The organism is Streptomyces sp. NPDC029216, assembly GCF_040648015.1.
In the GTDB taxonomy this organism is placed as follows: domain Bacteria; phylum Actinomycetota; class Actinomycetes; order Streptomycetales; family Streptomycetaceae; genus Streptomyces.
The window spans coordinates 1-19,998 of record NZ_JBEZWL010000135.1; the positions used below are offsets into that span (position 1 = coordinate 1).

Below are 19,998 nucleotides of genomic sequence, written 5' to 3' on the forward strand. Positions count from 1 at the left end.
GGCCCGTCGGCCGGGTCCGGCGGCGAGGGCACGGGGGCCGGGGCGGCCCCCGGAACGCCCGGCATTCCCGGTGCGGGCTCCGGCTCCGGCTCCGGCGAGGTCGGCGTGGCCCGGCGCGAGGGCGACCGGCTGCGGTTCGTGGGCGCGGCCACGCGCCGGATCGCGCGCGGCATCGACCTCGACGAGATCGTGCTCGGCCTGTGCCGGGCGACCGTTCCCACCTTCTCCGACGCGATCCTGGTCTACCTGCGCGATCCGCTGCCGGTCGGCGACGAACGGCCCGTCGGCCCGGTCGTTTTAAGGCTGCGCCGCACCGACCGGCTCCGGCCGATCGACGATCTGGGCCTGGCCGACGGGGCCGAGGCCGCCGGAGCCGCGGGGGGCGCCGGCGAACTCGACTTCAGCCAGCTGCCGCTGGTCGGCCCGCAGGGTGACCTGCCCGCGGCGGAGCTGTGCGAGATCCGGACCGGCGGGGCCCTCGCCGAGGTACTGCGCGGCGTACGGCCCGTGTTCGGGTCGGCTCCCGGGGCCCGGGACGCGCTGCCGGAGCTGCTGGGCGCCGACCATCCGGTGCCGCGCGGGCAGCGGGCCATCCTGGCCCCGCTGCGGGGCCGCCGGCGCGTGATCGGCGCGGCGGTGTTCCTGCGCACCCCGGACCGGGACGCGTTCGAGACGAACGACCTGCTCGTCGCCGCCCAGTTGGCCACGCACACCGCGCTCGGCATCGACAAGGCCGTGCTGTACGGCCGCGAGGCGTACATCGCCGACGAGCTCCAGCGCACGATGCTGCCCGACAGCCTGCCCCAGCCCACCGGGGTGCGGCTGGCCTCCCGCTACCTGCCCGCCGCCGAGACCGCCCGGGTGGGCGGCGACTGGTACGACGCCATACCGCTGCCCGGCAGCCGGGTCGCGCTGGTCGTCGGCGACGTCATGGGCCACTCGATGACCTCCGCCGCGATCATGGGCCAGCTGCGCACCACCGCGCAGACCCTCGCCCAGCTGGACCTGCCCCCGGCCGAGGTCCTCCACCACCTGGACGAACAGGCCCAGCGGCTCGGCTCCGACCGGATGGCCACCTGCCTGTACGCGGTCTACGACCCGGTCTCGCACCGGATCACCATCGCCAACGCCGGCCACCCGCCGCCGGTCCTGCTGCACCTGGGCGGCCGCGCCGAGGTGCTGCGCGTCCCGCCGGGCGCCCCCATCGGGGTCGGCGGGGTGGACTTCGAGGCCGTGGAGCTGGACGCCCCGGCCGGGGCCACGCTGCTGCTGTACACCGACGGGCTGGTGGAGTCCCGGCTGCGGGACGTGTGGACGGGCATCGACCAGCTGCGCGAACGGCTCGCGACCACCGCGCAGCTGACCGGGCTGGACCACTCGCCGCCGCTGGAGGCCCTCTGCGACGACGTGCTGGACATGCTCGGCCCCGGCGACCGGGACGACGACATCGCGCTGCTGGCGGCCCGCTTCGAGGGGATCGCGCCCAGCGACGTGGCGTACTGGTTCCTGGACCCGGAGGAGACCGCTCCGGGCCGGGCCCGCCGCTTCGCCCGGCGCGCCCTGGCCCGCTGGGGCCTGGAGGAGCTGAGCGACTCGCTGGAGCTGCTGGTCAGCGAGGTGGTCACGAACGCCGTCCGGTACGCCGAGCGGCCCGTGACCCTGCGGCTGCTGCGTACGGACGTGCTGCGCTGCGAGGTCGGCGATGACTCCCCGCAGCTGCCGCGCCAGCGCCGGGCCCGGGAGACGGACGAGGGCGGGCGCGGCCTCTTCCTGGTCAACCGGCTGGCACGGCGCTGGGGCGCGACCCGGCTGAGCAGCGGCAAGGTGGTCTGGTTCGAGCTGCCGCTGCCCGGGGGGCACGACCGGCGCTGACCGGCTACGGACGGGAAAACGCCTCCGCCCCGCAGCGTTCTCGCTGCGGGGCGGAGGCGTTTTGCGGGTACTACCGCGTTTTCCGGGTACTACTGCGTTTTCCGGGTACTACTGCGGCGCGTCCGGGTTCAGGATCGGCGGCGTCGGCTTCTTCGTCGGCGGCTGCGGATCACCGGTCGGCGACGGGTTCTTCGTCGGCGGGGTCGGGTTCTTCGTCGGCGGCGTCGGGTCCGGCTTGCCGCTGCCGCTGCCCGAGGGGTCCGGGGAGCCCGTCGGGCGGGTGCCGGAGGTGGACGGCGACGGGCTGACGGAGCCGGAGGGGCCGCTCGACGGGACCGCGGTACGGGTCGGGCCGGCCGGGGTGCCCATCTTCGCGTCCGACAGGTCGAACTCGCCCGTCGAGACGCCCTTGAGCGCGGCCAGGGTGTACGCCTGCCAGATCTGGGCGGGGAAGCTGGAACCGCCCGCGCGGCCCTTGCCGGCGGTACCGGTCAGGGTCACCTGGCTGTGCGAGTTCGGGTCCTCGCCGAACATCGCGACGACGGTGACGAGCTCCGGGGTGTAACCGGTGAACCAGGCGGCCACGTTGGACTCGGTGGTGCCGGTCTTGCCCGCGGCCTGGTAGGCGTCGCTGCGCACGGCCTTGCCGGAGCCGTCCTGGACCACGCCGGTCAGGACCTTGGTGACGGTGTCGGCGGTCTCGCGCTTGATGACCTGAGCGCCGAAGGGGCTGACCGGCTTGAACTGGGCGTCGACGTGCTCGGCGCTCTTGACGATGGTCGGGGTGACCTTCTTGCCGTGGTTGCCGAAGGTGGCGTAGACGCCGGCCATCTCGACGGTGTTGGCGCTCATCGTGCCGAGGGACATCGCGGGCTTGTCGGCCGGCCAGCCGTCACGGTCGCGCATGCCGAGGGCGATGGCGGTCTTCTTCGTCTCCTGCGGCTTCGCGTCCACGATCATCTGCGCGTACACCGAGTTCACGGAGGAGTTGGTGGCCTCCTGGACCGTGAGGTTCGGGTCGCCGTAGTTGATGTCGTCCTGGTTCTGCGGGGCGAAGGGGGTGTCGCTGCCGACCACGGGGCGCTTGCTGGTGCCGTCGTAGAGGGCGTTCGGGGTGATCGGACGGCCGTCCTGGGTCTTCGCCCCGGTCTCCAGGGCGGTGGCCAGCACGATCGGCTTGAAGGTGGAGCCCGGCTGGTAGTCGGTGCGCAGGGCGTTGCTCTCGGCCTTCTCCGTCAGGCCCACGCCGCCGTACATGGCGACGATGTTGCCGGTCTTGGCGTCCACGGAGGTGGCGCCGGCCTGGACGCTCTGGTCCTGGGGGCGGTCCTTGGCGTTCTTGCGGTCGAGCTTGGACTCCAGCTCGTCCTCGACGGCCTTCTCCAGCGCCGCCTGCTTCTTCTTGTCGATGTTGAGGGTGATCGTCCAGCCGCCGGCCGCGATGTCGGCCTCCTTGACGCCCTGGCGGCTCAGCTCCTGCTTGGCGGCCTGGATCAGATAGCCCTTCTGGCCGTCCATCCCGGGCTGCGCCTTGGGCTTGATGGGCTCCTGGAACTTCAGGGTGTCGCGCTTGGCCTTGTCCAGCTTGCCCATCTCGACCATGTTGTCGAGGACGGCGTTGAAGCGGATCAGGGCCAGCCGCTTGCCGTTGGGGCCCGCGATGGCCCAGTCGTACTGGCTGGGGGCCTGGATGACGGCGGCCAGGTAGGCGCCCTGCTCCAGGGTCAGCTTGTCGGAGTCGACGCCGTAGTAGGCCTGGGCGGCGGCCTGGATGCCGTAGGCGTTGCGGCCGTAGAAGTTGGTGTTCAGGTAGCCGGCGAGGATGTCGTCCTTCTCCATGCGCTGGTCGACCTTGAGGGAGATCACCAGCTCCCGGAGCTTTCGGGTCGCCGACTGGTCCTGGGTCAGGTAGTAGTTCTTGACGTACTGCTGGGTGATCGTCGAACCGCCGGCCGTGCCCTTGCCGCGCACGGTGTTGAAGACACCGCGGGCCACGCCCATGACGTCGATGCCGCGGTCCTTGTAGAAGGACTTGTTCTCGATCGCGATGAACGCGGTGCGCACGTCCTCCGGGATCTTGTCGATGGGGACGATCTCGCGGTTCATCTTGCCGGTGCGGGTCATGATCGACCCGTCGGCCCACTTGTACGTGTTGCTCTGGAGGACCGCCGTCTTGTTCGGGTCGGTCGGCTCGTCCACGGAGAAGTAGAGCGCGAAGGCTCCGGCTATGAGGAGCAGGATCCCGCCGAGGAAGGTCCCGAGGATGGTCTTCCAGTTGAAGATGCGACGTATACCGCTGCGCTTCTTCCCGGTCGGCTTGCCCGCGCGTCCGGCGGCACGCCCGGTCGGCGCCTTCCGCCCACCGCGCTGCTGCTGCGCCCGTCGCGCATCTGCTCGGCCCATCGCTCCCGCTCCGCTCGATTACCCCCCCGACGTCAGCTCAGAAAACTAACACCGCAGGCTGTGACAAAGGTTGGCTAACCCTGACCAAAACCGGTCAATTCGGACGTGAGAATCAGCACCCACTCCAATGGAACCGACGCCCACGATGCCGGAAGGGTTGCGGTCATCGCAAAAAGTGATATCACTTTGCTAGGCATTCCGATCGGCCACGACCGGACGCGACGGATCAAACGGGGGTATTCCATGACAGCGACTGTGACCGACGAACGACCGGCCGGCGTAAGGGAGTTCGCGGCGAACAGCCTCGGCGGCGGGCTCGCCCTGCTGCTCGGGCTGGTGGGGACGGTGGCCGGGGCCGGCCTGGTCGCCTTCGGTGCGGCGGTGACCGCGACGGCGACGAAGGCGACGCTGATCCCGCTCGGCGTCCTGCTGGTCCTGGCCTCGGTGCTGGCCATGAGCGGGCTGAACACCGTGGCCCCCGGCCAGGCCCGCGTGGTCCAGCTCTTCGGCCGCTACCGGGGCACGATCCGCACCGACGGGCTGCGCTGGGTGAACCCGCTGACCTCCCGCGAGAAGATCTCCACCCGGGTGCGCAACCACGAGACGGCCGTCCTGAAGGTCAACGACGCCTACGGCAACCCGATCGAGCTCGCCGCGGTCGTGGTGTGGAAGGTCGCGGACACCGCGCGGGCGGTCTTCGAGGTCGAGGACTTCACGGAGTTCGTCGAGACGCAGACCGAGGCCGCCGTGCGGCACATCGCGATCGAGTACCCCTACGACTCCCACGACGAGGGCGGCCTCTCGCTGCGCGGCAACGCCGAGGAGATCACCGAGAAGCTCGCGGCCGAGCTGGCCACCCGGGTCGACGCCGCGGGCGTCGAGATCATCGAGTCCCGCTTCACCCACCTCGCGTACGCTCCGGAGATCGCCTCCGCGATGCTCCAGCGCCAGCAGGCCGGTGCGGTCGTGGCGGCCCGCAAGCAGATCGTCGAGGGCGCGGTGGGCATGGTGGAGCTCGCCCTGACCCGGCTGGCCGAGGAGGAGATCGTGGACCTGGACCCGGAGCGCAAGGCCTCCATGGTCTCGAACCTGATGGTGGTCCTCTGCGGCGACCGCGCGGCCACGCCGGTCATCAACACGGGCACCCTCTACCAGTGACCCCCGCCGGCGGCACCCCGCCCGAGGACCGGGAAGGGGCCGAGCCCAAGCCGGCCCGGGCCGGGCGGCAGGCGCGCAAGCAGGTGCTGCTGCGGCTCGACCCGCAGGTGTACGACGCCCTCGCGCGCTGGGCCGGCGAGGAACTGCGCAGCGCGAACGCGCAGATCGAGTTCCTGCTCCGCAAGGCCCTGTCCGAGTCGGGCCGCCTCCCCGGCGGCGCCGCCCCGATCCCGCCCCGCGGCCGCCCCCGCACCGGCCGGGACACCTGACCCGCCGCACCACCCGGCACCGGCCTCCGCCCGGGCGCGACCTCCGCGCCCGGGCGCTCGCCGTCTGCCCGCCCCCATCTGCGCCGACCCGCCGTCCGGCGATCTATACACCGTGCGTATACACGCCGTGTATAGTCGCCGCCATGTCCATCGGCCACACTCTGCTCGGCCTCCTGGAGGCCGGCCCGCGCCACGGGTACGACCTCAAGCGCGCCTTCGACGAAACCTTCGGCCACGACCGGCCCCTCGCCTACGGGCAGGTCTACTCGACCATGTCCCGCCTCCTGAAGAACGGCCTCGTCGAGGTCGACGGGATCGAAAGTGGCGGCGGCCCCGACCGCAAGCGGTACGCCATCACCGACGCCGGCATCACCGACGTCGAGCAATGGCTCGCCGAGCCCGAGAAGCCCGAGCCCTACCTCCAGTCCACCCTCTACACGAAGGTGGTCCTCTCGCTGCTCACCGGCCGCAGCGCGAGCGGCCTGCTGGACACCCAGCGCACCGAACACCTGCGCCTGATGCGCATCCTGACCCAGCGCAAGCGCAAGGGCGACCTCGCCGACCAGCTGATCTGCGACCACGCCCTGTTCCACCTGGAGGCCGACCTGCGCTGGCTCGAACTCACCTCCGCCCGCCTGGACCAGCTCGCCCGGGAGGTACGCCGATGACCCCGGCCGGTTCCCTCCTCGTCGCCGCCGGCCTGCACAAGGCGTACGGCTCCACCAAGGCCCTCGACGGCGCCGAGTTCTCCATCCACCCCGGCGAGGTCGTCGCCGTCATGGGCCCCTCCGGCTCCGGCAAGTCCACGCTCCTGCACTGCCTCGCCGGGATCGTCCCGCCCGACTCCGGCACCGTCACCTACGCCGGCCGCGAGCTCACCGCCCTGAGCGACGCCGAGCGCAGCGCCCTGCGCCGCACCGAGTTCGGCTTCGTCTTCCAGTTCGGGCAGCTCGTCCCCGAACTGACCTGCGTCGAGAACGTCGCCCTCCCGCTGCGCCTGGCCGGGGTCAAGCGCAAGGAGGCCGAACGGACCGCCCTGGAGTGGATGGAACGGCTCCAGGTCGAGGACACCGGCGCCAAGCGCCCCGGCGAGGTCAGCGGCGGCCAGGGCCAGCGCGTGGCCGTGGCCCGCGCCCTGGTCACCCGGCCCCGGGTGGTCTTCGCGGACGAGCCCACCGGCGCCCTCGACTCCCTCAACGGCGAACTGGTGATGCAGCTGCTCACCGAGGCCGCCCGGGCCGCGAGCGCCGCCGTCGTCCTGGTCACGCACGAGACCCGCGTCGCCGCCTACTCCGACCGCGAGATCGTCGTCCGCGACGGCCGGTCGCGGGACATGGAGCACGCCCTGTGAGCGCGCTCCGGGCCTGGTCCCGCGACCTCGCCCTCGGGGCCCGCTTCGCCTTCGGCGGCGGACGCCGGGGCTGGACCCGCACCCTGCTCACCGGCGTCGGCGTCGGCCTCGGCGTCGCGCTGCTGCTGATCAGCACCGCCATACCGGGGGCGCTGACCGCCCGCCACGCACGCGAGGACGCCCGCTCCGTCCTGGGCGCCGCCGAGGCCGCCGCCCCCGGCCGGAACACCCTGCTGATCGCCCGCGTCGACCAGACCTACCGCGACCAGGACATCAACGGCCGGATGCTGCGCATGGAGGGCCCCGACGCCCCCGTGCCGCCGGGGCTCAAGGACCTGCCGCAGCCCGGTGAGATGGCGGTCTCCCCCGCCCTGGCACGGCTGCTGGCCTCCCCCGAGGGGGCGGGCCTGCGCAAGCGGCTCGCCGCCCCGATCACCGCGACCGTCGCCGACCGGGGCCTGACCGGCCCGGCCGAACTCCTCTTCTACCTGGGCGACGACACCCTCCGCACGGACGGGCCGGGCGGGTACCGGGTCCACCGGATCAAGGCCTTCGCGGGCGACCGGGACGCCAGGGACCTCGACCCGGTGCTGATGCTGCTGGTCGTCCTGGCCTTCGTCGCCCTGCTGACTCCCGTCGTCGTCTTCATCGCCACCGCCGTACGCTTCGGCGGGGAGCGGCGCGACCAGCGGCTGGCCGCGCTGCGCCTGGTGGGCGCCGACGCGCGCACGGTGCGCCGGATCGCCGCCGGTGAGGCCCTGTCCGGCTCGCTGGCCGGACTGCTGTTCGGCGCGGGCTTCTTCCTGGCCGGGCGGAGCCTGGTCGGGGCCCTCTCCTTCCAGCAGCGCAGCGTCTTCCCGCACGACCTGGACCCCTCGGTCTGGCTGGCCCTGCTGGTGGCCCTGGCGGTGCCCGTGGCGGCCGTCGCCGTCACGGTGTTCGCCCTGCGCCGGGTGGTCATCGAGCCACTGGGCGTCGCACGGACGGCCGCGCCGCGTCGGCGCCGCGTCTGGTGGCGGCTGCTGCTGCCGCTCGCCGGGCTGGGCCTGCTCCTCCCGGTGGGGCGGGACGGCGGCCACGGCCGCTTCAGCCGCTGGCAGATCGGCGGCGGTGTGCTGCTGCTGCTCGTGGCCGTCACCGTCCTGCTGCCCTGGCTGCTGGAGCGGACCGTGGGCCGGCTCTCGGGCGGGCCCGCCTCCTGGCAGCTGGCCGTCCGCCGGCTCCAGGTCGACAGCGGCGGCGCGGCGCGCCTGGTCAACGGCATCGCGGTGGCGGTGGCCGGGGCGATCGCCCTCCAGATGGTCTTCACCGGCGTCGAGGAGGACTACGAGAAGCCCACCGGCCAGGACCCGGCCCGCGCGGCCGTCTCGGTCCTGCTGCACTCGGGCACCGAATCCCGCGCCGGCTCCGTCGCCAGGGAACTCGCCGGGGCGCCGGGCATCACCCGTACGGTCCCGCTGGGCGGCTTCCCGGCTGCCCGCACCGTCCCGGACCAGGGACAGATCGTCCAGGTCACCGTCGGCACCTGCGAGGCGCTGCGGGAGGTCGCCGAGATCGACGCCTGCGCCGAGGGCGACGCCTTCGCCCTCTCCGGCGGCGGGCTCTCCCCCACCGGCGAGCCGCTCACCCCCGCGCCCGGCACCCGGCTCTACGCGGGCAACGTCTCCGGCTACCAGGGCGCGAGGCTGCCCGACGAGAAGGCCGTCGAGTGGACGTTCCCCGCGGGCGCCCGCACCGTTGGGCCGCGCGAGGACCCCGAAGGACGCCTGCGCGAGGGGCTGCTGGTCACCCCGTCGGCCGCGCCGCAGGGCCTGGGCACCTGGCAGTCCGCCCAGATCTACGTCCAGGCCGACGAGTCCCGGCCCGACGCCCTCGACCGGATCCGCACGGCCGCGTTCAAGGCCGACCCGTTCGCCACGGCGCTTACCCTGCGCGAGAGCGCCGAGAACGCCTCGTACTCGACGATCCGCACCGGGCTGTTCTTCGGCGCCACCGGCGTACTGGTGCTCATCGGCGCGAGCCTGCTGGTCTCGCAGCTGGAGCAGCTGCGCGAGCGCCGGCGGCTGCTGGCCGTGCTGGTCGCCTTCGGGACCCCGCGCCGCACGCTGAGCCTGTCGGTGCTGTGGCAGACGGCGCTGCCGATCGCACTCGGGCTGACCCTGGCGGCCGGCGTCGGCCTCGCCCTGGGGTCCACCCTGCTGTGGGCCATGTCCCGGCCGGTGCACGTCGACTGGACCTCGGTGCTGGCCCTGGCCGGGGCCGGGGCGGGCGTGGTCGCGCTGATCACCCTGCTGGGCCTGCCGCCCCTGCTGCGCCTGATGCGCCCGGAGGGCCTGCGCACGGAGTGACCCCCGCCCGTACGGGGGGCACCCGCCCCCGTACGGGAACACCCGCCCCCTGTACGGGGGCACCCGCGCCCGCTCCCGCCGTGGCCGCCCGTCAGTCGGTCGGCCACACCGGGAGCGGGCGCACCGCTTCGCGCAGCGCGGCCGCGATGGCCCGGAACTCCTCCTGCCGGGCGGTCCCGGTCCGCATGGCCAGCGCGATCCGCCGCGAGGGGGCCGGCTCGGCGAAGTACCCGGTGGCCAGGGCCTCGTTGCGGGCCGTCTCCAGCCGCAGCGCGGTGCGCGGCAGCAGGGTCACCCCGAGCCCCCCGGCGACCAGCTGGACCAGCGTGGACAGTCCGGCGGCGGTGGTGGTGACGTCCGCGCCGGCGGTGCGCCCGGCCTCCCGGCAGATGTCCAGGGCCTGGTCGCGCAGGCAGTGCCCCTCGTCCAGCAACAGCAGCTGCAGGCCCCGCAGTTCCTCGCGCGGGATGTCCCTGCGCCCGGCCAGCGGGTGCTCGCGGGGGGCCAGCAGGACGAAGTCCTCGTCGAACAGCGGCAGTTCGCTCACCCCGGGCACGCCCAGCGGCACCGCGAGCAGCAGCAGGTCGAGGCGTCCGGCGGCCAGCCCCTCCAGCAGGGAGGCCGTCTGCTCCTCGTGGACCTGGAGGTCCATGCGGGGGTAGCGGCGGTGGAAGAGCCCCAGCACGGTCGGCAGCAGGTACGGGGCCACGGTCGGGATCACCCCGAGGCGCAGCACCCCGGTGAAGGGGGCCCGTACCGCCTCGGCCTCCTCCAGCAGCCCGCCCACCGCGTCGAGCACGCCCCGCGCCCGGACCGCGATGCGTTCGCCGGCCGGGGAGAGCAGCACCTTGCGGGTGGTGCGTTCCAGCAGCTGCACCCCGAGGGCCTCCTCCAGCGCGGAGACCGCCCCGGAGAGCGCGGGCTGGCTCATTCCGATCGCCGCGGCGGCGTCCCGGAAGTGCAGGTGCTCCGCCACCGCCGCGAAGGCGCGCAGCTGCGCCAGCGTCGGCTGCTTCTGTCCTCTACTACTCACAGCCACTGATAGGTACCTCCGATCACCCGCCACAAGACTAGCTATTTCCCTAATCAATGCAGCTGTGCCAGCATATGAGATCCGTCCAACCCCTTCGGAAAGCCCCCAAAAGGGTCACTTTCCATTCTGCAAGGAGAGTTCGTGCTCACTGTCGGTGACAAGTTCCCCAGCTACGACCTGACCGCCTGCGTCTCGCTCGAAGCCGGCAAGGAGTTCGCGCAGATCGACCAGAAGTCCTACGAGGGCAAGTGGCGCGTCCTGTTCTTCTGGCCGGCCGACTTCACTTTCGTGTGCCCGACCGAGATCGCCGCGTTCGGCAAGCTGAACGACGAGTTCCTCGACCGTGACGCCCAGATCCTCGGCATCTCCGGCGACTCCGAGTACGTCCACCACGCCTGGCGCAAGGACCACGCCGACCTGCGTGACCTGCCCTTCCCGATGCTGGCCGACTCCAAGCACGAGCTGATGCAGGCCTGCGGCATCCAGGGCGAGGACGGCTTCGCCCAGCGCGCCGTCTTCATCGTGGACCCGAACAACGAGATCCAGTTCTCGATGGTGACCGCCGGTTCCGTGGGCCGTAACCCCAAGGAGGTCCTGCGGGTCCTCGACGCCCTGCAGACCGACGAGCTGTGCCCCTGCAACTGGAACAAGGGCGACGACACCCTGAACGCCGGCGCCCTGCTGGCCGGTGAGTGACGGATGTCCCTCGACTCCCTCAAGTCCGCCATACCGGACTTCGCCAAGGACCTGAAGCTGAACCTCGGCTCGGTCATCGGCAACCAGGACACCCTCACCCAGCAGCAGCTGTGGGGCACCGTCCTGTCCTGCGCGATCGCCGCCCGCTCCCCGCGCGTCCTGCGTGAGCTGGAGCCCGAGGCGAAGGCCGCGCTGTCCCCGGAGGCGTACAACGCCGCCAAGTCCGCCGCCGCGGTCATGGCGATGAACAACGTCTTCTACCGGACCCGGCACCTGCTCTCCGACCCGGAGTACGGCACGCTGCGCGCGGGCCTGCGGATGAACGTCATCGGCAACCCGGGCGTGGAGAAGGTGGACTTCGAGCTGTGGTCGCTCGCGGTCTCCGCCATCAACGGCTGCGGCCAGTGCCTGGACTCGCACGAGCAGGTCCTGCGCAAGGCGGGCGTGGACCGCGAGACGGTCCAGGAGGCCTTCAAGATCGCCTCGGTGATCCAGGCCGTCGCCGTCACCCTCGACGCCGAAGCGGCCCTGGCCGCCGAGTAGTCGCCCGTACGGGTGAACCCCGTACGTCCGTGCCCCCGCAGCCCTCCCGGCGGCGGGGGCACGGCGCGTTCCACGGCTTAGGCCGTCTCTTTCGGATCTTGCCGGTCAGGCGAGATCCGGAAGAGACGGCCTACGTGCGCAGCCGGGCCATCAGGGCGCGCACGTCCTCGACCATCGCCGTCTTGACCGCGTCCCCGTCCACGCCCGAACGGGTCTCGCCGTCCCCCTCCCACCACTGGACGGTGAGCGTGAAGACCGCCCCGCCGTCGAGCACCTGGAGCCGGGGCGCCTGCGCCTTCCCGGAGAACACCGCCCGCTCGCCCAGACCCGGCACCTGCTCCACCGGGACGGAGGGGGAGCGGAGGTCCGGGTTGAGCTCGGGATGGAAGCCGAACTCCGTCGCGGGGTCGGCCTTCTTGTGCAGCTCCACGAGGACCTCCGCCATGTGGGTGAACGGGTTCGAGCCGCGCCCGCCGGTGGAGTAGCAGAAGGACCAGTCCAGGGCGGAGCTCTCCCCGTGGCTCGGCATGCCCACGCCGAACTCCCCGGTCGCCGCGGCGACCGACTTCAGCGGGGTCTCCGCGCACAGCTGCTCGCTCTGCCGGTACCGGATCGGGGGCCCGGCCTCGACGTAACGTTCCTGCAGCACCAGGGCCCCGGCCCACACCACCGAGGCCGTCACCGCCCCGCCCAGCGCCCAGCGCCAGGGCGCACGCGCCCTCGGCGGACGCTCCGCCGGCTCGTCGGCGGCGAACTCCGCGGGGCGGCCGTCGGTCCACGCCCCTTCGAGCTCGGGCTCGCCGATCACCCCCGGGCCTCCCGCGCGGCCGTCTCGGCGGCGGTGGCGCCGTGCGGGCCGGGGCCGGTCGGGGAGGCGGGTGCCAGGCGGCGCTCGCGCGAGTACGCGCGCAGGTAGACCACCACGGTGTTGGTGACGGCGACCAGCGGCACGGCGACGACGGCGCCGCCGATGCCCGCGATCATCCCGCCGGCCGCGACCGACAGCACCACCGCGAGCGGGTGGACCCGTACGGCCCGGCCCAGGATGAAGGGCTGGAGCACGTGCCCCTCGATCTGCTGGACGGCCAGGACCACCAGCAGCACCATCAGCGCGGCGAACGGCCCCTGGGTCACCAGGGCGACGACCACCGCGAGGGCGCCGGAGACCACCGCGCCGACGAGCGGGATGAAGGCGAAGAGGAAGATGAACACGGCGAGCGGGACGGCCATCGGCACCTTGAGGAAGTAGATGCCGAGGCCGATGAAGACGGCGTCGATGAGCGCGACGAGGACCGTGCCGCGCACGTACGCGGTCAGCGTGCGCCACGCGCGCGGGCCGGCGCCGGCGACGCCGGGGCGGGCGGGGGACGGGACCAGGCCGAGCACCCAGTTCCAGATCTTCTGGCCGTCGTAGAGCAGGAACAGCGTCGAGAACATCGCGAGCAGCATCCCGGTCAGCACCTCGACGAGCACCGTCACGCCCTGGAGTCCGGCGGAGGTGATCTCCTCGGTGTTGGTGCCGATGGTCTCGCTGAGGTTCTTCGCGATGTCGTTGATCTGCTTCTCGGTCACGTGGAACGGACTGTCCAGTGCCCAGCTCTTGAGCTCGTTGATGCCCTCGCGCAGCCGGTTGGAGAGGTCGTCGAGGTTCTCCATGACCTGCCAGACCACGAACCAGCCGACCAGTCCGATGACGACGAAGCCGAGGATCGCGGTGACGGCGGTGGCCAGGCCGCGGGGCAGCCCGATCCGGCGCAGCCGGACCACGAACGGCTGGAGCAGCGCGGTGACGAGCAGGGCGGCGGCGAAGGCGAGGACGACCAGGCGGACTTCGCTGATCACCTTCATCAGCACCCAGACCATCCCGGCGAGCAGCAGCAGCCGCCAGCTGGCCTCGGCGGCGACGCGCACCCCCCAGGGGATGACGGCCGCCGGGTCGGGCCGCGGGGGCGCCGGGGGCTCCCCGGGCACGGGCGCCGCGACGGCGGTCTCGGGGACGGCCGCGGCCGGGACCGGCGCCGGTTCCACATCGGCCGTGGCCTCCGCCTCGACCTCCGCCCGCCGCTCGTCCAGGCGCGCCTCCATCCGGCTCAGCCCTCTGCCGAGCCGGCCGAGCCAGCCCGTCCTCTTCGCCATGTCGTTCCCTTCCCCCGCCCTGCGATCACGCCTCGCACGACCGTACACGCGAGGAACCCCACACCGTAGGACGGTGCGGGGTTCCCCGAGGTTGTGCGCGGGCGGCGTCCGCCAGGGCTCTAGTACCAGCCGTTGGCCTGGTGGAAGCTCCAGGCGCTGCAGGGGCTGCCGTAGCGCTCGTTCATGTAGCCCAGGCCCCACTTGATCTGCGTGGCCGGGTTGGTGCGCCAGTCCGAGCCGGCCGAGGCCATCTTCGAACCGGGGAGCGCCTGGACCAGGCCGTAGGCGCCCGAAGAGGAGTTCACGGCCTGGTAGTTCCAGGTGGATTCCTCGTTGATGATGTTGGAGAAGCACTGGAACTGGCCCGAGGGGACCAGCTGCCGGGCGATGTCCTTGACCTGGGCGACCGTGTAGGAGCCCTGGACCGGGAAGTCGCCGGCGTCGCGCGTGGCCGAGCGGCTGGCGATGCCCTCCGCCGCGTCGCGCTCCTCCTTGAGCTTCTTGGCGTCCGCGTCCTTCTTGGCCTGCTCCGCCTTCTCGGCCTCGGCCTTCTTGGCCTTGGCGTCCTCGGCGGCCTGGAGGCGGGCGGCCTCCTCCGTCGAGCGCTTGGCGTCGTCGTCGGCGGCGTGGGCGATGGCGTCGGCCTGCTGGGCCAGGGACCCGCTCTGGACCTGGGCCTGTTCGCCGACCGGAATGTCCTGGAGGAGCGTCGCTCCGGACGCGGTCGTCTCGAGGTCGTTCGAGGTGGCGGCATCGCCAGTGGCGACGCCGACGACTGCGCCGACGGTGGTGACCGCGGTGGCCGAAGCCACTGCGAACCCCCGGACCGAGATCCGGCTCACACGGTGTCCTTCCAGCAGCGTCCGCAGTGACCGCGCGTCCGCAAGAGTGCCCCTTCGACACTGGACTCCGTGGTGTTCTGGTCACTGGAGACACGGGCCCGTGGGCAACTCCCTTGCGGGGGCTGCCGCGTGAAACCGGGCGGCATACGGTCAACGGCTGTGGAGTTGTGGTGCTGCGCGTATCCCCAACTGGAGATACAGATGTGCCGTATGCGGGGCCTGACGGAAAACAGACTCTGCCGGACCTCGACGCCGCAAGGCAATTCCGCGTTGCGTGGGAAAGGTCACACCAGGCATGCCGCGGCTGTTTTCGCCAAAGGCCTGTGCGGAAGGGCGCCGTCCGGCTAGGCTCCTCGGCCTTTGCCGGACGGCGCCAACTCACCGTCCCTCTATGGGGGATTTGACCCTTACGGGCCCTCCTCGCACCTCGTGGGCGATCAGAGCGATTCGAGCATCTCCGTGACCAGTGCGGCGATCGGCGAACGCTCCGAGCGGGTGAGCGTGACGTGGGCGAAGAGCGGATGCCCCTTCAGCTTCTCAACGACGGCGACCACTCCGTCGTACCGGCCGACGCGCAGATTGTCGCGCTGGGCCACGTCATGGGTCAGAACGACCCGGGAATTGGCCCCGATACGGGACAGAACGGTCAGCAGGACGTTGCGCTCCAGGGACTGCGCCTCGTCGACGATCACGAAGGCGTCGTGCAGGGAGCGGCCGCGGATGTGCGTGAGCGGGAGGACCTCCAGCATCCCGCGGTTCAGCACCTCCTCGATGACCTCGCGCCCGGCGACAGAGGAGAGGGTGTCGAACACCGCCTGCGCCCAAGGGCTCATCTTCTCGCCCGCGTCGCCCGGCAGGTAGCCGAGGTCCTGGCCGCCGACCGCGTACAGCGGCCGGAAGACCATCACCTTCTGGTGCTGCCGGCGCTCCAGGACGGCCTCCAGGCCCGCGCACAGCGCCAGCGCCGACTTTCCGGTGCCGGCCCGGCCGCCCATCGAGATGATCCCGATCTCCGGGTCGAGCAGCAGGTCCAGGGCGATGCGCTGTTCGGCGCTGCGCCCGTGCAGCCCGAAGGCGTCGCGGTCGCCGCGGACGAGCCGGACGTTGCCGTCGGCGGTGACCCGGCCCAGGGCCTTGCCGCGTTCGGACTGGAGGATCAGACCGGTGTGCACCGGCAGTTCGGCGGCCTCCGGTACGTAGAGCCGCTCCTCCGAGAAGAGGAGGTCCACCTGCTCCCCGGAGAGGGCGAGCTCGCTCATGCCGGTCCAGCCGGCGTCGGTGATGGCGAGCTCCGCCCGGTACTCCTCGGCGAGCAGGCCGACGGACGAGGCCTTGATGCGCAGCGGCAGGTCCTTGGAGACGACCGTGACGTCGTAGCCCTCGGCCTGGAGGTTGCGGGCGACCGCCAGGATGCGCGAGTCGTTGTCCCCCTGCCGGAATCCCGCCGGCAGGACGCCGGGGTCGGAGTGGTTGAGCTCGACGCGCAGGGTCCCGCCCAGATCGCCCAGCGGGATGGGGGCGTCGAGGCGGCCGTGGCGAACCCGGAAGTCGTCGAGCAGGCGCAGGGCCTGACGGGCGAAGTAGCCGAGCTCGGGATGGTGCCTCTTCGCCTCCAGCTCGGTGATCACCACGATCGGGAGCACGACCTCGTGCTCGTCGAAGCGCGAGATCGCGTTGGGGTCTGCCAGCAGGACGCTGGTGTCGAGGACGTAGGTCCGCCTGTCGGACAGGCGGCGCTTTGTGCTGGTCACCACGGAAGGACGTACCCCCTCGGAAGAGGTCGGGCCATGAAGACCGGACCGGTCAACGGCGCCTGTGCCAGGGCCGCTTTCCGGCCCTCCAATCCGTCCGTGCGAACCGCACGCTCGTCCTGGTGCAAAGGGCCTCCCGGGCGGACGGCCCGGTGCCGTCCGCTGAGACTCGACACCCGTGGATCGGGCATCGACCTGCCAGGCTTATGCCCTTCAACGAGCGCACCCATGCCATGGCATATGACGCACGCTCGGTGAACCCCAGGTGAAGGCCTCGTCCCGCCGGGTCAGGTCCCGTACCGCCGGTGGCGGGCCGCGTAGTCGCGCAGGGCGCGCAGGAAGTCGACCTTGCGGAAGGCCGGCCAGAAGACCTCGCAGAAGTAGTACTCGGAGTGCGCGCTCTGCCACAGCATGAATCCGGACAGCCGCTGCTCGCCGCTGGTGCGGATCACCAGGTCCGGGTCGGGCTGGCCGCGCGTGTAGAGGTGCTCGGCGATGTGGTCGATGTCCAGGACCTCGGCGAGCTCCTCGAAGGACGTGCCCTTCTCGGCGTGTTCCAGCAGCAGCGAGCGGACCGCGTCGGCGATCTCCTGGCGGCCGCCGTAGCCCACGGCGACGTTGACCAGTATCCCGTCGACGTCGTGCGTGGCCTGCTCGGCCTCCTTCAGCACCCGCTGCGTCCGGGACGGCAGGATGTCCAGGTTCCCGACGTGGTGGACGCGCCAGCGGCCGTCCTCGGCGAGGCCCCTGACGGTGTTCTCGATGATGTTGAGCAGCGGGCGGAGCTCGACCTCGGGCCGGTCCAGGTTGTCCGTGGAGAGCATCCACAGCGTGACGACCTCGACGTCCGTCTCGGTGCACCAGCCCAGCAGCTCGGAGATCTTGTCGGCACCGGCCTGGTGGCCCTGCTCCGTCGTACCTCCGGACGCCTTGGCCCAGCGCCTGTTCCCGTCCAGGATGACGCCGATGTGCTTGGGCGACGCGTCATGGTCGAGGCGGCCTTCCACCCGGCGTGCATACAGCCTGTACACCAGGTCGCGCAGCTTCACGATCTTCCAGCCCCTCCGTGCGGTGCCCCCGTGCGAATTGCGGTCTCCCCCGAGTCCCCGCCACATTACTGCGCGGCGGGATCGGGTACCCAACTCGGTGGGTCACAAGTCCGTGATAGGGAGGACATCGTGACTGATACCAATCCCTATCGGGCAGAGCACTCCCGCTACGACTCCATGCCCTACCGGCGCACGGGCCACAGCGGCCTCAAGCTTCCCGCCATCTCCCTCGGCCTCTGGCACAACTTCGGCGACGACAAGTCCCTGGAGTCCCAGCGGTCGATCCTGCGCCGCGCGTTCGACCTCGGCGTGACCCACTTCGACCTGGCCAACAACTACGGCCCGCCGCCCGGCTCCGCCGAGCTGAACTTCGGCAAGATCTTCGCCCAGGACTTCGCGCGCTACCGCGAGGAGCTGGTCCTCTCCACGAAGGCCGGCTACCTGATGCACCCCGGCCCGTACGGCGAATGGGGCAGCCGCAAGTACCTCCTCGGCTCGCTGGACGCCTCGCTGAAGCGGATGGGCGTCGACTACGTCGACATCTTCTACTCGCACCGGTTCGACCCGGAGACCCCGCTGGAGGAGACCATGGGCGCGCTCGCGTCCGCGGTCCAGCAGGGCAAGGCGCTGTACGTCGGCGTCTCCTCGTACACGGCGGAGCAGACCGCGGAGGCCGTGCGGATCCTGCGGGACATGGGCGTGCGCCCGCTCATCCACCAGCCCTCGTACTCCATGATCAACCGCTGGACGGAGGAGGACGGGCTGCTGGACACCCTGGAGGAGGCCGGCATGGGCTGCATCGCCTTCGCGCCGCTCGCCCAGGGCCTGCTGACCGGCAAGTACCTCCAGGGCATCCCGGAGGGCTCCCGGGCCGCCGCGGGCAAGTCGCTGAACCCGGCGCTGCTCTCGGAGGACGTGGTGCGGCGCCTGAGCGGTCTCAACGACATCGCGGCCCGCCGCGGCCAGTCGCTGGCGCAGCTCGCGCTGAACTGGGTGCTGCGGGACGAGCGGATGACCTCGGCGCTGATCGGCGCGTCGAGCGTGAAGCAGCTGGAGGAGAACGTGGCCGCGCTGACCGGGGCGCCGCTGTCGGAGCAGGAGCTGAAGGAGATCGACTCCTTCGCGGTCTCCACCCCCGGCACGAACATCTGGGCCCAGCGCGGCTGACCTGCGCTTTTGCCCGCGATGCGGCGGAAAGAAAAAACGGGCCGGTCCGTGGGGGGGATACGGACCGGCCCGAGGGGGGGGTTCCACCATAACCCTTCGTAAAGCGTCCTGCGTGCATTGGCGCAGAATGATTACGCTCCGAATCCGCCCAGGAGCACTCCGCTGAGGGCTCCGGCGGCCATGAAGGGCCCGAAGGCGAAGCCCGTCTTGCGGCTCGCGCGGCTGGTCAGGAGCAGGGCGAGACCGTATACGGCCCCGTAGAGCAGGCCCAGGAAGGCCCCGGCCGCCCATACCCCCCACCCGTACCACCCAAGAGCGACCCCGAGCGGAAGCGCGAGCTTGACGTCGCCGAGGCCCATGCCGGCGGGGTTGATCAGGAACAGCAGGAGGTACGCCGCCCCGAGCGCGGCCCCGCCGAGCAGGGCCCCCCGCCAGGTGCCCGCGGCGCGGGGCAGGAGGGCGGCGACGCCGAGCAGGGCCGCGGTGGCGGCGGCGAGGGGCAGCGTGAGCACGTCGGGGAGCCGGTGCACGGCGAGGTCGACGACCGCGAGCAGCACCACGAGCGGGGCGAGCCCGACGAACACGACCGCCTCGGGCCGGGGGCCCCCGGCGGCCCCCAGCGCCCCGCACACGGCCGCGCACGCCGCCCAGCGGGAGCCCGTGCCGTCCGCGGGGCCGAACCAGCCGGCGAGCGGGTGCCCGTCGGGGGTGTGCGTGCGCCAGGGCTCGCCGGGCTCGACGGAGAGCCGGTAGGCGGCGCGGGGCAGCCCCACGCCCGCGGCGGCGCCGTACGCGGCGGCGAGGATGATCACGAGGAGACCCACCCCGCAGACGGTAGGCCCCCGCCGCCCCGCCCGGATGGGCCCGTGGACCCCTTCTCCGCGGCCGCTGCGCGAAGCGGGACCCGGACCCTAGGGTGGGGCCCATGGCCTATCAGGACGGCGCCGGGATCCTGCGCATCGGGCACACCGCCCTCCCCCTGGAGATCGCCGCCTCCTACCGGGCCCGCACCCGCGGCCTCCTCGGGCGGGAGGGGATCGAGGGGGCCATCCTCCTCACACCGGCGGCCAGCGTGCACACCTTCCGCATGCGGTTCCCCATCGACGTCGCCTACCTCGACCGCCGCCTCCGCGTCATCGCCCTGACCACCATGCCCCCGAACCGCCTCGGCCTCCCCCGCCCCCGCGCCCGCCACGTCCTGGAGGCCGGTGCCGGGGCCATGAGCGGGTGGGGGCTGCGGCCCGGGTACGTCGTCGAAGTCGAGCGTCTCAACATCCCCTAGGGGGTGTCCGGCGGATCAGGGCCCGGCACCGGCCTCCAGGACGTGGCGGGCGCGGGGGCGGGGGAGGCCGAGGCGGTTCGGGGGCATGGTGGTCAGGG

General features: G+C 72.2%; 18 protein-coding genes and 1 pseudogene. 10 read left to right on the forward strand and 9 right to left on the reverse strand.

Going from position 1 to position 19,998, the window contains the following annotated elements:
* On the forward strand, nt 1-1,872 hold a 1,872-nt coding region (locus AB0F18_RS31775; protein WP_362066900.1), incomplete at its 5' end, for an ATP-binding SpoIIE family protein phosphatase.
* Between the two features lie 108 nt (nt 1,873-1,980).
* Here the strand turns inward: AB0F18_RS31775 and AB0F18_RS31780 are convergent.
* A complete protein-coding gene (locus AB0F18_RS31780) occupies nt 1,981-4,275 on the reverse strand; it encodes a transglycosylase domain-containing protein (protein ID WP_362066902.1) in 2,295 nt (764 codons plus the stop codon).
* A 243-nt stretch (nt 4,276-4,518) separates the two neighbouring features.
* On the opposite strand from AB0F18_RS31780, the gene AB0F18_RS31785 reads away from it, so the two are divergent.
* The 5 genes from AB0F18_RS31785 to AB0F18_RS31805 all read left to right on the forward strand — a co-directional run bounded on the left by AB0F18_RS31785 (nt 4,519) and on the right by AB0F18_RS31805 (nt 9,401).
* A complete protein-coding gene (locus AB0F18_RS31785) occupies nt 4,519-5,433 on the forward strand; it encodes an SPFH domain-containing protein (protein ID WP_362066904.1) in 915 nt (304 codons plus the stop codon).
* Nucleotides 5,430-5,702: a hypothetical protein gene (locus AB0F18_RS31790; protein WP_362066906.1), complete on the forward strand. Its 273-nt coding sequence runs from the start codon at nt 5,430-5,432 to the stop codon at nt 5,700-5,702. Before AB0F18_RS31785 ends, AB0F18_RS31790 begins: the two co-directional genes overlap by 4 nt.
* Nucleotides 5,703-5,845: 143 nt before the next feature.
* The gene (locus tag AB0F18_RS31795; RefSeq protein WP_362066908.1) at nt 5,846-6,370 is read left to right on the forward strand and encodes a PadR family transcriptional regulator; all 525 of its coding nucleotides are present in this window, start codon (nt 5,846-5,848) and stop codon (nt 6,368-6,370) included.
* Nucleotides 6,367-7,053 (forward strand): ABC transporter ATP-binding protein, encoded by a 687-nt coding sequence (locus AB0F18_RS31800; RefSeq protein ID WP_362066910.1) that lies wholly within the window; start codon nt 6,367-6,369, stop codon nt 7,051-7,053. The genes AB0F18_RS31795 and AB0F18_RS31800 overlap by 4 nt, the downstream gene beginning before the upstream one ends.
* Entirely contained in the window at nt 7,050-9,401 is a 2,352-nt protein-coding gene (locus tag AB0F18_RS31805; protein WP_362066911.1) for an ABC transporter permease, read from the forward strand. The genes AB0F18_RS31800 and AB0F18_RS31805 overlap by 4 nt, the downstream gene beginning before the upstream one ends.
* A gap of 91 nt (nt 9,402-9,492) precedes the next feature.
* Here the strand turns inward: AB0F18_RS31805 and AB0F18_RS31810 are convergent, their stop codons facing one another.
* Complete coding sequence (locus tag AB0F18_RS31810) at nt 9,493-10,440, reverse strand: hydrogen peroxide-inducible genes activator (protein WP_362066913.1); 948 nt, start codon at nt 10,438-10,440, stop codon at nt 9,493-9,495.
* A 135-nt stretch (nt 10,441-10,575) separates the two neighbouring features.
* Between AB0F18_RS31810 and AB0F18_RS31815 the strand changes: the two genes are divergently transcribed.
* A complete protein-coding gene (locus AB0F18_RS31815) occupies nt 10,576-11,130 on the forward strand; it encodes a peroxiredoxin (RefSeq protein WP_362066915.1) in 555 nt (184 codons plus the stop codon).
* Between the two features lie 3 nt (nt 11,131-11,133).
* Nucleotides 11,134-11,673, forward strand: a complete 540-nt coding sequence (locus AB0F18_RS31820; protein ID WP_079429556.1) for an alkyl hydroperoxide reductase — start codon at nt 11,134-11,136, stop codon at nt 11,671-11,673.
* Between the two features lie 130 nt (nt 11,674-11,803).
* Here the strand turns inward: AB0F18_RS31820 and AB0F18_RS31825 are convergent, their stop codons facing one another.
* The 5 genes from AB0F18_RS31825 to AB0F18_RS31845 form a co-directional block, all read right to left on the reverse strand.
* Nucleotides 11,804-12,481 carry a hypothetical protein gene (locus AB0F18_RS31825; RefSeq protein WP_362066917.1) on the reverse strand — a complete coding sequence of 226 codons (678 nt, stop codon included), beginning with the start codon at nt 12,479-12,481 and terminating at the stop codon, nt 11,804-11,806.
* Nucleotides 12,478-13,809, reverse strand: coding sequence for an AI-2E family transporter (locus AB0F18_RS31830; protein WP_362066919.1), 1,332 nt, complete (start codon nt 13,807-13,809; stop codon nt 12,478-12,480). The genes AB0F18_RS31825 and AB0F18_RS31830 overlap by 4 nt, the downstream gene beginning before the upstream one ends.
* Nucleotides 13,810-13,928: 119 nt before the next feature.
* Nucleotides 13,929-14,651 (reverse strand): transglycosylase SLT domain-containing protein, encoded by a 723-nt coding sequence (locus AB0F18_RS31835; protein WP_362066921.1) that lies wholly within the window; start codon nt 14,649-14,651, stop codon nt 13,929-13,931.
* A gap of 437 nt (nt 14,652-15,088) precedes the next feature.
* Nucleotides 15,089-16,405 (reverse strand): PhoH family protein, encoded by a 1,317-nt coding sequence (locus AB0F18_RS31840; protein ID WP_362066923.1) that lies wholly within the window; start codon nt 16,403-16,405, stop codon nt 15,089-15,091.
* A 284-nt stretch (nt 16,406-16,689) separates the two neighbouring features.
* On the reverse strand, nt 16,690-17,451 hold the full coding sequence (locus tag AB0F18_RS31845; protein ID WP_362066925.1) for an isoprenyl transferase: 762 nt from the start codon (nt 17,449-17,451) through the stop codon (nt 16,690-16,692).
* Nucleotides 17,452-17,580: 129 nt separating this feature from the next.
* On the opposite strand from AB0F18_RS31845, the gene mgrA reads away from it, so the two are divergent.
* Nucleotides 17,581-18,618: an L-glyceraldehyde 3-phosphate reductase gene (gene mgrA, locus AB0F18_RS31850; RefSeq protein ID WP_362066927.1), complete on the forward strand. Its 1,038-nt coding sequence runs from the start codon at nt 17,581-17,583 to the stop codon at nt 18,616-18,618.
* 131 nt (nt 18,619-18,749) lie between these two features.
* On the opposite strand, the gene AB0F18_RS31855 is transcribed toward mgrA, so the two are convergent.
* Nucleotides 18,750-19,442 carry an A24 family peptidase gene (locus tag AB0F18_RS31855; protein WP_362066929.1) on the reverse strand — a complete coding sequence of 231 codons (693 nt, stop codon included), beginning with the start codon at nt 19,440-19,442 and terminating at the stop codon, nt 18,750-18,752.
* Nucleotides 19,443-19,543: 101 nt separating this feature from the next.
* On the opposite strand from AB0F18_RS31855, the gene AB0F18_RS31860 reads away from it, so the two are divergent.
* On the forward strand, nt 19,544-19,900 hold the full coding sequence (locus AB0F18_RS31860) for a DUF192 domain-containing protein (protein WP_362066931.1): 357 nt from the start codon (nt 19,544-19,546) through the stop codon (nt 19,898-19,900).
* 15 nt (nt 19,901-19,915) lie between these two features.
* Here AB0F18_RS31860 and AB0F18_RS31865 read toward each other — a convergent pair.
* A pseudogene (locus AB0F18_RS31865) lies at nt 19,916-19,998 on the reverse strand (DUF192 domain-containing protein); the annotation flags it as partial.

Bases quoted from the DNA above. Each gene is read 5' to 3' on its own strand.
- AB0F18_RS31780 (WP_362066902.1), bottom strand. From the start codon at position 4,275: ATGGGCCGAGCAGATGCGCGACGGGCGCAGCAGCAGCGCGGTGGGCGG.
- AB0F18_RS31785 (WP_362066904.1), top strand. From the start codon at position 4,519: ATGACAGCGACTGTGACCGACGAACGACCGGCCGGCGTAAGGGAGTTC.
- AB0F18_RS31795 (WP_362066908.1), top strand. From the start codon at position 5,846: ATGTCCATCGGCCACACTCTGCTCGGCCTCCTGGAGGCCGGCCCGCGC.
- AB0F18_RS31800 (WP_362066910.1), top strand. From the start codon at position 6,367: ATGACCCCGGCCGGTTCCCTCCTCGTCGCCGCCGGCCTGCACAAGGCG.
- AB0F18_RS31820 (WP_079429556.1), top strand. From the start codon at position 11,134: ATGTCCCTCGACTCCCTCAAGTCCGCCATACCGGACTTCGCCAAGGAC.
- AB0F18_RS31830 (WP_362066919.1), bottom strand. From the start codon at position 13,809: ATGGCGAAGAGGACGGGCTGGCTCGGCCGGCTCGGCAGAGGGCTGAGC.
- AB0F18_RS31860 (WP_362066931.1), top strand. From the start codon at position 19,544: ATGGCCTATCAGGACGGCGCCGGGATCCTGCGCATCGGGCACACCGCC.